This window comes from Ruegeria sp. BG11 (assembly GCF_056538565.1).
In genome coordinates, this window is record NZ_JBQFTH010000003.1 from 308,129 (window position 1) to 323,173 (window position 15,045).

12 protein-coding genes are annotated in these 15,045 nt (G+C 57.6%); 2 read left to right on the forward strand and 10 right to left on the reverse strand.

Annotated features, from left to right (window positions below; genetic code table 11):
• Positions 1 to 87: 87 nt before the first annotated feature.
• Positions 88 to 2,139, reverse strand: a complete 2,052-nt coding sequence (locus ACR0JF_RS07475; protein ID WP_170661433.1) for an ABC transporter substrate-binding protein — start codon at positions 2,137 to 2,139, stop codon at positions 88 to 90.
• Between the two features lie 69 nt (positions 2,140 to 2,208).
• A complete protein-coding gene (locus ACR0JF_RS07480) occupies positions 2,209 to 3,132 on the reverse strand; it encodes a LysR substrate-binding domain-containing protein (RefSeq protein WP_170661432.1) in 924 nt (307 codons plus the stop codon).
• A gap of 263 nt (positions 3,133 to 3,395) precedes the next feature.
• On the opposite strand from ACR0JF_RS07480, the gene ACR0JF_RS07485 reads away from it, so the two are divergent.
• Both ACR0JF_RS07485 and ACR0JF_RS07490 read left to right on the forward strand, forming a co-directional pair.
• Positions 3,396 to 4,172, forward strand: coding sequence for an HAD hydrolase family protein (locus ACR0JF_RS07485; protein WP_170661431.1), 777 nt, complete (start codon positions 3,396 to 3,398; stop codon positions 4,170 to 4,172).
• Positions 4,173 to 4,190: 18 nt separating this feature from the next.
• Complete coding sequence (locus ACR0JF_RS07490; RefSeq protein ID WP_170661430.1) at positions 4,191 to 5,426, forward strand: glycosyltransferase family protein; 1,236 nt, start codon at positions 4,191 to 4,193, stop codon at positions 5,424 to 5,426.
• Here ACR0JF_RS07490 and ACR0JF_RS07495 read toward each other — a convergent pair.
• The 8 genes from ACR0JF_RS07495 to ACR0JF_RS07530 form a co-directional block, all read right to left on the reverse strand.
• On the reverse strand, positions 5,404 to 7,146 hold the full coding sequence (locus tag ACR0JF_RS07495; RefSeq protein WP_170661429.1) for a sugar phosphorylase: 1,743 nt from the start codon (positions 7,144 to 7,146) through the stop codon (positions 5,404 to 5,406). The genes ACR0JF_RS07490 and ACR0JF_RS07495 overlap by 23 nt on opposite strands.
• Before the next feature lie 376 nt (positions 7,147 to 7,522).
• Positions 7,523 to 9,364 (reverse strand): V-type ATP synthase subunit A, encoded by a 1,842-nt coding sequence (locus ACR0JF_RS07500; RefSeq protein WP_170661428.1) that lies wholly within the window; start codon positions 9,362 to 9,364, stop codon positions 7,523 to 7,525.
• Positions 9,361 to 10,053 carry a hypothetical protein gene (locus ACR0JF_RS07505; protein ID WP_170661427.1) on the reverse strand — a complete coding sequence of 231 codons (693 nt, stop codon included), beginning with the start codon at positions 10,051 to 10,053 and terminating at the stop codon, positions 9,361 to 9,363. The genes ACR0JF_RS07500 and ACR0JF_RS07505 overlap by 4 nt, the downstream gene beginning before the upstream one ends.
• 1 nt (position 10,054) lies before the next feature.
• Positions 10,055 to 10,732: a hypothetical protein gene (locus tag ACR0JF_RS07510; RefSeq protein ID WP_170661426.1), complete on the reverse strand. Its 678-nt coding sequence runs from the start codon at positions 10,730 to 10,732 to the stop codon at positions 10,055 to 10,057.
• Complete coding sequence (locus ACR0JF_RS07515) at positions 10,732 to 11,175, reverse strand: ATP synthase subunit C (RefSeq protein WP_170324458.1); 444 nt, start codon at positions 11,173 to 11,175, stop codon at positions 10,732 to 10,734. Before ACR0JF_RS07515 ends, ACR0JF_RS07510 begins: the two co-directional genes overlap by 1 nt.
• Positions 11,172 to 12,968, reverse strand: a complete 1,797-nt coding sequence (locus ACR0JF_RS07520) for a V-type ATP synthase subunit I domain-containing protein (RefSeq protein WP_170661425.1) — start codon at positions 12,966 to 12,968, stop codon at positions 11,172 to 11,174. Before ACR0JF_RS07520 ends, ACR0JF_RS07515 begins: the two co-directional genes overlap by 4 nt.
• Entirely contained in the window at positions 12,965 to 13,570 is a 606-nt protein-coding gene (locus ACR0JF_RS07525) for a V-type ATP synthase subunit D (protein ID WP_170661424.1), read from the reverse strand. The genes ACR0JF_RS07520 and ACR0JF_RS07525 overlap by 4 nt, the downstream gene beginning before the upstream one ends.
• Positions 13,548 to 14,909 carry a V-type ATP synthase subunit B gene (locus tag ACR0JF_RS07530; protein ID WP_170661423.1) on the reverse strand — a complete coding sequence of 454 codons (1,362 nt, stop codon included), beginning with the start codon at positions 14,907 to 14,909 and terminating at the stop codon, positions 13,548 to 13,550. The genes ACR0JF_RS07525 and ACR0JF_RS07530 overlap by 23 nt, the downstream gene beginning before the upstream one ends.
• Positions 14,910 to 15,045: the final 136 nt, after the last annotated feature.

Consider the following 15,045-nt stretch of genomic DNA (forward strand, 5'->3'; position numbering starts at 1 on the left):
GTCTGTCCCAAGATTGCAGCTTGGACTGCAAACTCCGGGGCGTCTGCTGCAAACGCCCCGGAGGAAAATGTCAAACCCGTATGGGGGTTACTGTTCCAGCCACCACTGCGAGGGGCGGTAGGGGTAGGTCCAGTAGAAGTCGTAGGTTTTCGACTTGATGGGTTTGACGTTCTGCAGGTCATTGCGCCACAAGAAGGGAGCAACGATGTCACCGATGGTGCCGATCTTCAGCATGTTGTCAGTGTGGATCTTGACGATTTCCGCACCGATTTCGTTGCTGGTGTCCGAGCCGAACTCAGCCTGAATGAACCGCTCGCTCAGCTCCCACAGCTTCTGGATATCGGCTGGGGGTTCAACACCTTCAGCACCATCGGTCTGTTTCCATGTGGCCCATTTGGCACCGGTGCCCGGGTTGAAGAAGTCGCCAAAGGGCGGCACGAAAACGGTGGTGTCCTGCGAGATGGTCGGGCCGGCATTGCCGTCATATTTCCAGGTCGTCAGGTCCAGATCGTTGTTGTTGCCCGAGGCGCGGTATTCATCCGAGGTGACCTCTTTCAGGTCGACGCGCACGCCCACGGCGGTCCAGTAGTCCCGCACCAGCTCCATCATTTTCACCGGCACACCCTGCGAGGAATAGACCAAGCGAATGACCAGAGGCTTGCCGTCCGGGCGCTCCAACGTGCCGTCGCCGTCGCTGTCGCTCAGGCCCATTTCGGCCAGAAGGGCCTTGGCACCTTCAACGTCATAGGCGATGTCCTTGGTCAGCACGTCATCCGAGATGAACGACACGGTCTTGGGCTCGGCCGGAACACCCTGCATTGGTGTGCCCTGACCCAGATAGACGATCTCGTTGATTTCATCACGGTTCATCGCCAACGACATGGCACGGTTGAAGCGTACATCGTTGAAGATTTCACGCAGCACCTCGTCGTTATGGGTGCGGTTGAACGAGAAGAACACGTTTTCACCCAGTGTCGGCGCGAACTGGATCGTGTAGCCGCCTTTGGCTTCGTTCTCTTTCAGCAGCGGAAAGTCTTCCAGGAAGATCGCCTGCTGTTTCCAGACAACCTCTCCGTTCATGACCTTAAGGTTCTGAACTTCCTTGTCGCTGACATAGCTCTCAACGATTTCGTTGATATAGGGCAACTGGTTGCCCGCAGTGTCGACCTGGTGGAAATAGGGGTTCGCCACCAGTTTGCGGCCTTCCGAGGTCTCTTCGACAACGATGTGGCTTTCCAGCGTCGGCACAACCGCACGGCCAATCGCAGCGGCTTTGTCGGCGTCTTTCAGCAGCGGCGAGGGAACGTCTTTCCAATCCGAGCCGCCGTAGTAGAAATCAACCGCTTCGGCGCCGTTGGCGAAACCGTATTCCTGCGCCAGCGCATCGGCGTTTTCGTTGTATTTGGGCATGAACTGGCCCAGGAAATGCTTGGGCTGGAACGGCTGGCCATAGTCGACGGCAAAGCGGTTCAGAATGCCCGGCGTCGGCACCGGAAAGGTCATGCGGACGGTCACATCATCAACCGCCTCAACCTTGATCGGCTCGCCTGCAAACAGCCAGCGATCCGGGGTTTTTTCCAGAATGTCGGTGTTCAGCAGCAGATCATTGTACCAAAAGGCAACGTCTTCGGCGGTGAAGGGTTCGCCGTCAGACCATTTGTGGCCTTCACGCAGCGTGATCGTGAGAACGGTTTTGTCTTCGTTCCAGTCCCACGCCTTGGCAACGTTGGGAACAACCGTCTGCAGGTCATCCGCATAGCGCACAAAGTTCACATGGCGCACAGATAGAAGGTCCGACGTGCCCGACTCGGTCGCTTTCGAGATGCCGGTGATCGCGCCGCCATACTGGCCGATGCTGTCATAGGGCATCACGACCAGAGGCTCGGTCGGCAAACGGTCTGCAACAGCGGCTAGGTCGGCGTTGCCAAGGATTTTGCCGTTCAGGTCGGCAATCGCTGGGTTTTCCGAGAATTCCAGGGTGCAGGATGCAGCCGATTGCAGCTCGGCCAGTTCCAACTGCTGCGGGAAAGCGGGCTCCAGCCCCATTGGATCAGCGACGGTGGCGCCAGGGCAATTTGCCAGCGCGGGAACCGCAATCATCGTCGCGGCAGTGGACATCAGAATATGACGGATCGTCATGACAACCTCCAGGTTTGTTCGACGACCCGGTTAAGGGGCTATTGTAACAGTTTAATAATGAGTGAGCGTTTATAGCTTTAAACTATGGCGCGCCTGTTCGTTAACGCTCGCCAAAGTTTCTTGTGTAATTTCATAGAATTGTCGGACAGTGGCCGACGCAGCCATCGCAGGCATCGAAACCAAAAACTGATGAGCGCTTAGTTTTTGATCGTTAATCGGGATGAATTTCAGATCCTTGTCTGCGGCCACCAACTCCGATTCGAAGCCTACCCCTTCGCCCACGCCAGCCCTGACCAGAGAGGTGATCGACCCCCAGGAGCCGAGGCCCAGAATGGTTTCCGGCACGATACCAGCATCTGAGGCCGCGCGTTCGAAGATCTGACGCGTACCGGCATTTGGCTCCCGCTGTATCAGTCTCAGTTTCCCGACATCCGCCCAACTGAGGGTCTCGACGTCTCGCAATGCACCTTCGCTTTGGGCGACAATGCCGATCCGGAACGATGCCACCCTTTGGCAATGCATCGTCTCCAGCGGTTCGAGCGCGGTGACAAAGGCGACATCCAGATCACCGGTGCGCAGCAAGGGCAACAGGTCGAGGCTTGCCATGGCACGCGCATTCAGGGTGACACGCGGATGGGTCTGGATAAATCGGGCAATTGGAGGCATGGCGATCTGATAGGTCGAATAGCCCACCCAAAAGCTGCCCGACTTCAGGTCTTTCCGCGCGCCAATCGCCAGATCGACCTCGGACTTCAACGCCAGCAAAGCCTTGATTTGCGGGCGCAGTGTTTCGAACATTTCGGTGGTTTCAATACCCTTGTTGCCCCGCCGCAAAAAGCGACACTCGGTTTGCCGCTCCAAGGCGACGATCAGGTTTGAAACCGTGGGTTGAGAGACGCCCAACTCTTCTGCTGCAGCTGTGAAACTGCCGGTGCGGGCAACCGCCTCAAGCGCTTTGAGCTGGCGGATGCTCGGTTCTACATTGCTGGGCATGGTCAGTTTCCTTCGCTCGCGCTGTCGTGCAGGTGATCCGGAACAGACACAAAGTTCAATGCTCGGATACCCTTTCTTAGCTTTATCCGTTTTCATTTCCTGCGCGTCCAGTGCACATGGGAGTGGGCTAAGTTAGGTATTGCCGGCCTAGTTTGCCTATTTTTTCAGCTACCATACTTGTCTGCTGATTTTTTAAACACTAAATCCGCATGTTCTTCTGATTTGAGATGTAGCCGCGCGATCTCGGATGCTAGTCAGAAGCCATGTCCCGACGCCTGCCACTTCTGGTTTTCTCCGATCTCGATGGTACTCTGCTGAACCATCACGACTATAGCTGGGACGCGGCGCAACCCGCACTAAAACGGCTTCGGGACTTTGGCGCGGGGCTCGTGCTAGCCAGCAGTAAAACCGCTGCTGAGATTATTGGCTTTCGCCAAGCCATCGGCTTTTCGAACATGCCGTCGATCGTTGAAAATGGTGCTGGCATTCTGGCACCGGGCCACCCAGAAACCGGCGGGCCATCTGAATATCTGAACATTCTGAATATCCTGCAACACCTCCCACCCGGCTTTCGCGGCTTCGCAGATATGAGCGTGCAGGAGGTGAGCGACAGGACCGGCCTTGATCTCGTCGAGGCAGAGAAAGCCCAGGATCGGCATTTCAGCGAACCGGGCGTGTGGGAGGGCGCGCCAGAAGATCTTGACGGGTTTATCTCCGAAGCCGGGCGGTACGGTCTAAAGGCCAGGCAAGGCGGTCGATTTCTCACTTTGTCGTTCGGAAAGACCAAAGCGGATGCCATGTCCGACGTGATCCGCCAGTTGAAACCCGAAAGAACCATCGCTCTTGGGGATGCACCGAACGATCTGGAAATGATCCTTGCCGCCGACACTGGTGTCGTTGTCGCAAACCGGCATGGTGCACCCATTCCGGTCCAGGCACTCGAAGACGAGCAGTGGATATTCAGAACCATACGCGAAGGCCCCGAAGGCTGGGCCGAGGCCATTCTGACCCTCACCGCATCCGATCACAAAGACAGCTAACCAAGACAGGCAGCCCAAATGGCAGACTTCCATCAGAACGGAAACATCACCACGCTTCACAACCTTCGAAGCCGTCCGGCCGAGCATCTGGTGCACGAAATCTCGGTCTTTGCCGAAACACGCAAGGTGACACTGATCCTGCCTTGTCTCTACTCAGAACTGGAAGGCCCGGCCCTTACGGGGATTATCGACGAGCTGTCCAGGGTCAATTACCTGCATCGCATCATCATCGGGCTCGATCAGGCCGACGCAGAACAATACCAAAGCGCCAGGGCGTTTTTTGACCGTTTGCCCCAGAAACATGTTGTGATCTGGAATAGCAGCCCCCGGATGTTGCAGCTGGAAGACCGGCTGCGCGACCTTGGCCTTGCACCACAGGAACCGGGCAAGGGCAAAAACGTCTGGTCCTGTATCGGCTATCTGCTGGCTTGCGCCGACAGCTCAGTTATGGCGATCCATGACTGCGATATCGTGACCTACAAACGGGATATGCTCGATCGGCTGGTCTATCCCGTAGTCAACCCAACCTTCCCGTTCCAGATGGCCAAAGGCTTTTATCCGCGCATCGGCGATGGCAGCCTGAACGGCCGTGTCACTCGGCTGCTGGTCAGCCCTCTGCTGATCGCGCTGAAAAAGGTGATCGGAGATCGGGACTACATCGATTACCTACGCAGCTTCCGGTATCCGCTGTCAGGCGAGTTTGCCATTCGCACATCGACCCTGCCCGATCTGCGCATCCCGTCGGACTGGGGGCTGGAAATCGGCGTTCTTTCCGAAGCCTGGAGGAACCTCGCGCCCAAGTCCGTCTGCCAGGTCGAGATTGCCGACAATTACGATCACAAGCATCAGAAGCTGTCGCCCGAGGATGCCAACACCGGGCTAAGCCGAATGTCGACCGACATCTGCAAGGCCATTTTCCGCAAACTGGCCGCAGATGGCACCGTATTCACTACCAACACGTTCCGGACGCTCAAAGCGACCTATTATCGCTCGGCGTTGGATTTGCTTGAGGGGTACTATACCGATGCAAAGATGAACGGCTTGGCGCTTGATCGCCATACCGAGGAAAAGTCGATCGAGCTGTTTGCCGAAAACATCATCCGCGCCGGGCGGGTCTTTTTGGAGAACCCCCATGAAACGCCGTTCATCCCGACATGGAACCGGGTCCATGCCGCAGATGCCGAGTTCCTGCACCACCTGAGCGAAGCGGTCGCGCTGGATCTGGATGAGTTCACACCGCAGGGGCGTTCGTGATCCAGCGACACTGGTAAGGCGCCAGTGAGAATTCGGACATATTGGCACCAAAGACCTCGCCGGTCAGAGCGTCCATCCATGTTTCTTCGGCAATCAGGTTCACTTCCGTCGGGTTGATCTGAACGTGATCCGAAGACACGTTGTGAAGGGCGAAAATGGATTGGCTTCGATCCAGGCTCTGCCGCCAGATGCCAAAGACCCTTTCGTCGAGCCGCAAGGTAAACTGCGTCGCATTCGGGTGGAACGCCGACTGCTGCGCACGAATACGCAACCGGCGCGACATTTCCGACAACACTCGGGATTGATCCGATCCGGGGTCGGCGAGCTTTGACAACAGGTCCGGATAGTGCCAGCGATGCCGATTGATCGCCCTGTTCATCCCGCGACGTTCCACCGCCTCATGGTCGTTGGGTGTGGCCAGCAGGGAATGGATGTAGAACGCGGGAATGCCCTCAAGCGACATTACGATGGTCTGCGAACAGATAAAACGCGCCAGGTGAAACTGATCTTCGCCGTTGAAGGTCGCGCGCATGGCCTCGAAGAAGGCACAGTTCAATTCATAAGGTTCTTCGCGACCATCCGGTAAGGCGCGCATGGAAACCAGCCCGCCCAGCTTTCGCACGGTGTCGATCATCCGCGTCTTTTCTTCGGGCGGCAGCAGCCCTTCTGCGGGCCGCATCCCGATGCCATCATGGCTGGCGGTGAAGTTCAGATAGGCACACCCCAATTGTGCCGGAGGCATGGCCGCCTGCCAATCACGCAAATATCGTGCCGTGCCAGACTGCATGGCGTGCAGGATCAACGGAGGCAGGGGGAAGTTGTAGACCGCATGCGCCTCGTTCCGATTGCCGAAATAGCTTAAATTCTCGGTGCGCGGAACATTGGTTTCGGTCAGCAGGACGACCGTCTCAGTCGTGAAATCGCAAAGCAGCCGAAGCAGTTGCACGATCGCGTGCGTCTGAGGAAGGTGGATCGAGGTCGTGCCCACCTCTTTCCAGATGAAGGCCACGGCATCCAGCCGCAGGATGCGCACGCCCTTGTCGATATGCAGTCGGATGATCCGAAGCATTTCGATCAGCACCTCTGGATTGCGGAAATCCAGATCAATCTGATCGTGGCTAAAAGTACACCAGACGTGACGGTCGCCACGGCTCGTTTCAACCTGACGCAAAAGCGGGGTGGTTCTGGGCCGTACCACCGGCTGCAGATCATCTTCGGGCTTGGCTTCGAAGAAGAACCTATCATGCGGCGGTTTTCCCTGCAGGTAGTTGTTGAACCATAGCCCCTGACTAGACACGTGGTTGAGCACAAGATCCGACATCAGGTGGAAATCATCCGCGATGCGCGTGATGTCCGGCCAATCCCCCAATTGCGCGCTGACGCTGTAGTAATCCGACACCGCAAACCCATCGTCGGATGTGAAGGGAAAGAAAGGCAGGATATGCACACCGTTTACGACCTCTTGCAGATGACGCACAAGAAAATCGTGCAACAGGTCCAGCGGTTTATGAACCTGATCTTCGATGGAATTGCCGTAAGTGATCAGAACACTGTCCCGCTCCGACCACAGACCATTGCCGGGCTTTCGCCCCTGCTTTCTTTGGTGGTGGCCGGACGGCCAGAACGCTTGCACAATCTGCTCGGATAATTCTGTATGGTCATGGTCCGGGTAGATACGGATCAGAAGATCCGTCAGTCGCCGGGAGAAATTCTGGCTCATGGTCGTTGTGCTTGGCTCGGCTTCGTCAAATGCCAATTGTTCGCCAGAGCAGTAGATCTGTCAAACTAGTCCAATTTCAGCTGCGCATCTTCCCGAGGTTTGTCGATCCATCTGCCTGTAAATTGGTCAATGTAAAAGAAAAAATAACGCGCCTACGATATGGCCCTCGCGCATAGCATCCTTCGGATATCAAGTGCTATGACGGAATCATGGATAGGTTCTCAACGCGATGACATCGAAAGGCGTGCTCCGGCCCAAGACACTTTGGGCTGTCAAAAGTATGCAACAGCTTTGGGACCGATGCTTAAGCCAACCAGAATACTCACGGACATTGTCCTCACCAGTCGGCTTTCCGTCCTAAATGGCAAGCAACTCCTCAGACTCCGAATTTTTCATGACAGAGATCGGTGATCTGCTGCCAGATTGATTTGAATTCCGGCGTGTTCTCGGCTGCGTAGTGGAAGTTTTTCATCAATCCGGTGAGTTGCGTGAACACCTGCCGCACTTCGGCTTTGTCAGTGAAGTCGGCACTCGACTGGGTCACGTCGTAGACCAGTTTGAAGGTCATCTTTTGCCGCTCCAAGGGAACAGTTGCGTCCACCTGATCAAAGGCATCCTGCTGCAGGTAAACCATATCCACAAACAGCGCTTTTTGTTGGGTGACAAAATCCTCGATGGTGACACCCTCTTCGCCGGTGACCTGCATCATTTGGTCGACTTGCTCACCTTTTTCGATCAGGGCCAGCAGGTCCCGGACCTTACCTGTCCATCCGGGTTCCGCGTTCTTGTCGTACCAGTCGGAAAGCTGATCCGTGTAGCGCGACCAGCTGAGCATCGGGTCAACGGCCGGATAGAACCGCTTATAGGCCCGCTCTGAGGACAGGCCGAGGAAGCATTTCACCGTAGACAGAGTGGACTGCGTGACCGGCTCATCAAAGTTGCCTCCGGCAGGTGACACAGTCCCGATCAGGGTCAAGCTGCCCAGATCGTCATCATTGGTCTTCAACGCGCCCGCGCGTTCGTACAAACCCTTGATCGAGCTTTCCAAGTAGGCCGGAAAGCCCTCCTCGCCTGGAATTTCTTCCAACTTACCAGAGGTTTCGCGCATCGCCTGCGCCCAACGGCTGGTGCTGTCGGCGATCAGCAGAACGTCGTAGCCCATCTGGCGGTAATACTCGCCCAACGTGATGCCGGTGAAGATCGAAGCCTCGCGCGCGGCGACTGGCATTGAGGACGTGTTACAGATGATGATCGTGCGATCCATCAGGCTGCCGCCAGTTGTCGGGTCGGTCATCTTGGGGAATTCGTGGATCGTCTCGACCACCTCACCGGCGCGTTCGCCACAGGCCACGACGATGACGATATCTACCTTGGCGTTCCGCGCGATCAGGTTTTGCAGCACCGTCTTGCCCGCTCCAAACGGGCCGGGAATACAGGCCGTTCCGCCGCGGGCGATTGGGAAGAATGTATCAATCAGGCGCTGCGAGGTCAGAACCGGCTCGGTCGGGTAGAGGCGTTCGGACAGGGCGCGTTTGAGGATACTCTCTGGCAAGGGGCGCCGTACCGGCCATTTCTGCGAAAGGGTGAGTGTGTGTTCACCGCCCTGCTCATCCTCCAGTCGGGCAACGATGTCGTGGATCGTGGCCGCGCCCTTCTGGACCCAAACGACCTTGTAGTCGCCTGTCCAATTGAAGGGCAACATGATCTTGTGGCTGAAGTGGCCTTCGGGCACCGTTCCGATGCTGTCGCCTGCTGTGACCGTATCCCCAACCTTAACGGACGGCGTGAACGACCATTTTGCCTGATCATCCAGCGGGGCAACGTCTGCCCCGCGCGGCAGGAATGTTCCAAACTCGCTGGCCACCTTGGGCAGCGGCGACTGCAGGCCATCAAACACCTGCCCCAGCAAGCCAGGCCCGAGTTCGACCGACAGCAACTGGCCCGATTGTTCTACCGGATCGCCGACCGCGACACCGTCGGTGCTCTCATAGACCTGAACATCCGCTGTATCACCGCGTACGCGCAACACTTCGGCCTTCAGCCGCTCTTGCCTGCCGCCTGGGCCGGGGCGCGTGGGCAGGATGAAAACCACCTCGTTCTTGACCAGCTGTCCGGGCTGGCCCGAAGCGTCGACGTTGGCTTGGATCTGCACCAACCCCTCCTGCACCGAAACGACGCGGGCGGTGGCGGTCTGCGTGGCGGGGGTTGGGGCGGTCATGCGTATGCTCCCTCAAAATCGATATCAGCGACATCGGCCATGGCCTGTTGCGCCAGATGTTCAAATCTCTTGGCCGCGTCCTGCGCGTTGCTTTGCGCCCAGCGGTCGAAAATGTTCCATTTCAGCACATAAATCGCCACCGCTTCGAAATCGAAATAATGACGAGATGCGTGTCGTTTCAGTTGCTTGTGACTGACGGACAAGAGCAAGCGCTCCAGTCCCAAAGGGTCTTCGGTATCCAACAGCTGTTTTGCTTCCTTGATCCACGGCATCGCGCCTTCAAGACGGAAATGAGGATCGCCCCAATTCTCGGGGATGTGCCGGCTCCAACGCCCCATTCCGAATACCCCTGACGGGGCGCCACCGCCTTGCTTGCGCAGGCGCAGTGCGGCAACGGCGGTGCGCAGATCCATGCGCTCCACAAGGATCTTCCGCAAAGTTGGTTGCGGCGTATCTTCTAATGCTTCTTTGCATCGCTTGATCGCCTGAGCATCCGTCACGTCCATGTCATAGCCGCCCCAGTTCAGAGCATGCTCCAACGCCTTCAAAACGCGCGCGTCCTCGGACGTCAGCGCCGTCAAGCGCCGCTCAAGGCGGAGGCGCGACAAGGGCGGCTGTTTGGCTACAAACAACCGTTCCGAGCCCGGCAGGCTGCTGATCAAAGCGATATAGGCGTCGGAGTCCGACATGTTACCGGATCACCCCTTCCAGCACGGCGCGGAAACGAGGTTGCAGATGCTGCATCAGCAGCGAAGCCACGGCTTTGTCGGTCAGGTCCAGAACCACGCCCTGATCTTCGGCCCGAACTCGGATACCGCCCTGCGCGTCGTCCGCAGCATGCAATTCAACCTGTTCGCGCAGCATTTCGGCGGTCAAGCCAAGCACATATTTCGTCAACTTACCGGACTGGATGTCATCAGCGTTTTGCTTGATGTCTTCTTGCGTGGCGACCTTTGCGGGCAGGATGACCTGAACCTTGCCCTCGAGATTGGCCCCCTCAGAAGCGCGCCCGACAACCTCCAGGATCATCTGTTTAAGCAGGTCTGGGTCTGCCATTTCCTTGGTGACGAGGCGCGCCACGTCCTCTCGAAACCGATCCGTCAGGCCCGCTTTCATGGTCAGAACCGCGTCCCGCATGGCGGTGTTCAGCGCCTCTTCGCCGGCCGCGCGATAGCTGTCGGAGTCGCTGCGGGCCTTTTTCTGGTAGGCATCCGCCTCACGCTTGGCGTCCGCCAGAATCTTGGCCGCCTCGGCCTTTGCATCCGCCCTCAGCTTCTCGGCATCCGCCTTCCCGGCGGCCACCCCATCATTGCGCAGTTTGTCGATCAGTGCGTCAACGCCGTGCGAGATCATGCCATCCTGTGCCATCAACTGATCCCCGCGCTGATCACGAGGGCGAAGACGAAGGCGAAGACGCCAAAGCCTTCGATTATAGCCGCCGGAGCCAAGGACAGGCCGAATATCTCAGGCTTCTCTTTCGTTGCATTGATCGCCGCCGCGCAGGCGCGCCCCTGCCAGATACCGCAATACATCAGCGCGATGCCCGACAGGATGCCGATCCCGAACAGCCCACCCGCGTTTTCCGGCGTCACATCGCGGTTAAGCGTGAACATGATGACGATCCCGTAGATCACCATCGTTGACGGAAAAGCCGAGACACCGACGAACCGACCATAGCCGCCCTCTGTCTCGGTCATCGCACCAATACTGGCCATACCCGCAATCGAACAGCCAATCGCACTGGCCGCCGCGCCCAGCGCCATGGGGGCGTAGATGCCCAGCCAACCCAATGTCAGAACAAGCTCATTCATTTCTGAACCTCCTTGCGGGCGAACGGACGAAAGACGATGCCTTCGTCCGGCAGGCCCCATTTAAAGAATTCGATGTAATTGAGACGTAACCCGTGGACGACGCCGCTCATCATGGCGAGGGCGAAGTTCAGGATGTGGCCCATGATCAGGATCAGCAGGCCGAACAAAATGCCCGGCCCTTTCAGCGCGTGGATCACCGAGACGGCCAGATCGTTAAAGGTGATCGCAAGCGAGGCCGAGGCCAACCCGAGCGCAAAGAGACGCATGTAGCTAAGGACATCTCCGAATGCGCCCATGGCCCCGGCAAGACCCTGCACACCGTCTATAAGACGCCAGAGCCAGTCGATTGGTTTTTTGACCTGCCTCTCGCTTGTAAACAGCAAGATCGCCAAAAGACCCGCGCCCAATATCATCGCGCCCAGCGTTGCTGATTGGCCTTTCATGTAGCTGAGCCACAAAACAAACCCGCCAATCAGCGCCGCGATCCAACCCAGGTTGGCAACCGCTTTACGCTGCCCCCATGCCGCACGCGCGGCCAGAGCGTTGGCCAGCACAAGATGCAAGACACCGACAACAATCGAGATCATCATCATCGCGCCGAAGTTATTCAGGTCCAGCAATTTGGCCTTTGCCAGAAGGGACCCATCGGGCGGCGCGACCCCGAAATAGCTGCCAACCAGCACGCCATACAGGATGGTCGCCGCCGAAACGATGACGCCGTAGCGCCTCCAGGATTGTAGGCTGAACGTCCCGCCCAAACGCTTCCAGAATAGCAACAGGCCCAGCAGAATGACGGCCCCGTATCCAGCATCTGCCACGATCATTGCAAAGAAGAATGCGAAAGAGGCAGCGACGATCACGCTCGGGTCCCAATCCTTGTAGCCTGGCACTTGGTAAAACAGCGCCAAGTCCACGGCAGCGCTGCGCTGTTCCGGCTGCTCCAGCAATGTGGGCGGGGTGTCATCGGCGCCCGGGTCTTCGATCAGAACGGCGGCATCTTTCGCCCCCGCCATTTCCAGAACCGCATCAATCCGATCTTCTGGCACCCAGCCCTGCAGGGCAAACATCGCCTCTTCGTCGCGGACCTTCTGGGTGGCGTGGGCTAGCTCTGCCGCACTTTCAGCTACGGACAGGTTGCGCCGCATCAGCGTTAGATATCGGGTCTGCGCAACCCTTTCCGCCTCAAGCGCTTCGATCGCGATCTCTGCCTCTTCCAGCTGTGCTTCCAACTCGTGGATCGGCAAAGACCCGGTATGCGTGCGCGGGACCGGCAGGATATCGTCGGCCGGTTCGTCTGGCGCAATCAGGACGGCATAGATGAAGCGGTGATCCTGTTCGAGAATGGCCCAAGGCAGCGCCAGACCTTCCAACGCACCCCGGTGCTTTAGGGGCAGTTGGTAAAACCACAACCGGTTGCCCGCAAGAACATCGTCGGGCGGGAAATCCAAATCCCCCCAAGGCTGCACCTGAGCAATCCGATGGGCCAGAAAATCTCTTCGGTCTGACATGTCACGCGTACGCTGCATCAGTTCCAGCACGTCTTTGACGAACTGATCCATCTGGAACTCAGGATCGCGTTGTATTTGCCTGCGAGGCTCGGGGACATCGGTCAGGAAACGCAGCGCCTTGTATGCTTCATGCGCGCCCCGTTCATTGACCTTTTCCGGCTCAGCCGGCGGAGCGGCCAAAGGCAGAACATGCATACAACCCAGCGCCTGCAGCGCCTCAAGCGTTTCGACCTTCTGCGCCGACCGTCCTACCAATGAGAGTTTTTTGAGCCGTGCAACACTCATGACACGGCCTCCTGCGCATGTTTGCGCTTGGAGATCTTCGAGCGCACGACGGCCTGCATCTGCTCATCACTCAGATAGATGCGGATCTTCTTGATATTGGCCTTGGCGCGCGGGATCAGAACCTTTTCGAACAGATTGACCCGCTGCGTGATCGTGGCGACGGCCTTGTCGAAAATCTTCACCCGCTCTTCCGCCACTTTGACCCGCAGACGCGCCTCGATCATGTCGTGTAGCAATTGCGCGGCGGCGTCGACCCAATGGGGCTTGGCCAGCCGTGAGTACGGCCGCACCGAGACCTCAATCCTGTCAAGGGCGGGCAACTTGACGCCGACGACATTCACCTCTTTGATCTTGTAGTCTTTCAGCTCGACCAACCCGTCCAGATCAATACCCTTCTGCGCCAGCATGGGGAGCTTCGCGCCGACCTGTTGCGCCAGATCGCTCACTTCGTTTTCCAGACGCTTTACATCTTCGAGTGCCCTGGCGCGTTCGGCCATCAACTGCTGGCGTTTCAGGTCCAGCGACGGCAGGAACCGCTCATAGCTTTTCAGCTGTGTCTGCTCGCGGGCGAGCGACGACTTATTCAGCTGCAACCGCGCCATCACCATCCTTTGGGAAATACTTGTCGATCAAAGCTTGCTTCATCAGCAATTGTTCGGGTTCAAAACATTCGGCCAGTGTTTTCCAGCCCAGATCCAGCGCGTCTTCCAACGGGATTGAGACGTTAATGTCCATGAACCGCTTGCGGAACAGCGCGCCGAATTTCAGAAGTTGGTGATCGTAGTCCGACAGATCAAAGGCCATCGCCTGTTTCTGCGCCGCATCCCGGCTTTCCGAATAGAAGCGGATCATCGTGTTCATGATCTGCCCGTGATCTTCACGTGTGGTTTTGCCTATGACGTTCTGCTTGAGGCGCGACAGGCTGCCGAATGGGTCAATGACGCCCGAATGCAGGTAGAACTGGCCCTCGGTGATGTAGCCCGTGTTGTCTGGTACCGGGTGGGTCACATCATTGCCGGGCATCGTGGTCACGGTCAGGACGGTTACCGAGCCCCCTTTGGCATAGTCACAGGCTTTCTCGTAGCGTCGCGCGAGCTGCGAATAGAGATCACCCATGTATCCACGCTGCGAGGGGACGCGCTCCTGACTGATGCCCACCTCTTTCATCGCATCTGCATAGGCGGTCATGTCGGTCAGAAGCACGAGAACGCGCTTGCCCTCTTCCACCGCGAATTTCTCGGCCACGGCCAGCACCATGTCTGGCACCAAAAGGCGTTCCACCAGAGGGTCCATGGCCTGATTGACGAACATCACGGTGCGCGAGAACACCCCAGCATCCTCAAACGAAGTCCGGAAGGTGTGGTAGTCATCGAAGATCAGCCCCAAGCCGCCGAAGACCACGATATCCGCGTCCGCCTGAATCCCTATGCGGCTGAGGAAGGCGTTGAACGGTTCACCCGAGACTGAAAAGATCGGAATCTTCTGGCTTTCGACCAGCGTATTGAACACGTCGATCATTGGCACGTCTGTGCGGATCATCTTGTTGGGCACGGCCCGTTCGGCCGGGTTCACGGTTGGCCCGCCTATGTCGATCCGAGGCTCGGCAGACAGGTCGGGGCCGCCGTCAATCGGCTCTCCCGCGCCGTCAAAAACGCGTCCCAGAATATTTGCAGAATACGGCGTCTGCATCGGGTGACCCAGGAAGGTCGCCGTCGCCTCGGTCGAGATGCCCTTGGTGCCCGAGAACACCTGCAGCGTCACCACATCCCGGTCGATAAAGATCGCTTGGGCCAACGTTTTATGCCCATCGACCGTTTCGATCACCGCCAGATCATTGAACCGAACAGCCGGTGCGCCACCTTCGTCAACCGGCACACGAACCTTAATCGTGTCGCCGACAATTTCCAAAACACGTGTATACTTCAAAAGACTCTGAGACATCGCCTACCCTAAGTCGCATGTTTAAGAGTTTAATTTCTTTCCACCTTCGTGCTGCCCACCAAAGCATCAGCGCCAGAGGGATTTATATTGATCTGGCAAATCTGGTTGCCGCCAAGTTAATAGACGTTTCCGGCCT

Coding starts and splice junctions, on each gene's coding strand:
- ACR0JF_RS07485 (WP_170661431.1), top strand. CDS start 3,396: ATGTCCCGACGCCTGCCACTTCTGGTTTTCTCCGATCTCGATGGTACT.
- ACR0JF_RS07490 (WP_170661430.1), top strand. CDS start 4,191: ATGGCAGACTTCCATCAGAACGGAAACATCACCACGCTTCACAACCTT.
- ACR0JF_RS07480 (WP_170661432.1), bottom strand. CDS start 3,132: ATGCCCAGCAATGTAGAACCGAGCATCCGCCAGCTCAAAGCGCTTGAG.
- ACR0JF_RS07520 (WP_170661425.1), bottom strand. CDS start 12,968: ATGAGTGTTGCACGGCTCAAAAAACTCTCATTGGTAGGACGGTCGGCG.
- ACR0JF_RS07475 (WP_170661433.1), bottom strand. CDS start 2,139: ATGACGATCCGTCATATTCTGATGTCCACTGCCGCGACGATGATTGCG.
- ACR0JF_RS07495 (WP_170661429.1), bottom strand. CDS start 7,146: ATGAGCCAGAATTTCTCCCGGCGACTGACGGATCTTCTGATCCGTATC.
- ACR0JF_RS07515 (WP_170324458.1), bottom strand. CDS start 11,175: ATGAATGAGCTTGTTCTGACATTGGGTTGGCTGGGCATCTACGCCCCC.
- ACR0JF_RS07505 (WP_170661427.1), bottom strand. CDS start 10,053: ATGTCGGACTCCGACGCCTATATCGCTTTGATCAGCAGCCTGCCGGGC.
- ACR0JF_RS07500 (WP_170661428.1), bottom strand. CDS start 9,364: ATGACCGCCCCAACCCCCGCCACGCAGACCGCCACCGCCCGCGTCGTT.
- ACR0JF_RS07510 (WP_170661426.1), bottom strand. CDS start 10,732: ATGGCACAGGATGGCATGATCTCGCACGGCGTTGACGCACTGATCGAC.
- ACR0JF_RS07530 (WP_170661423.1), bottom strand. CDS start 14,909: ATGTCTCAGAGTCTTTTGAAGTATACACGTGTTTTGGAAATTGTCGGC.
- ACR0JF_RS07525 (WP_170661424.1), bottom strand. CDS start 13,570: ATGGCGCGGTTGCAGCTGAATAAGTCGTCGCTCGCCCGCGAGCAGACA.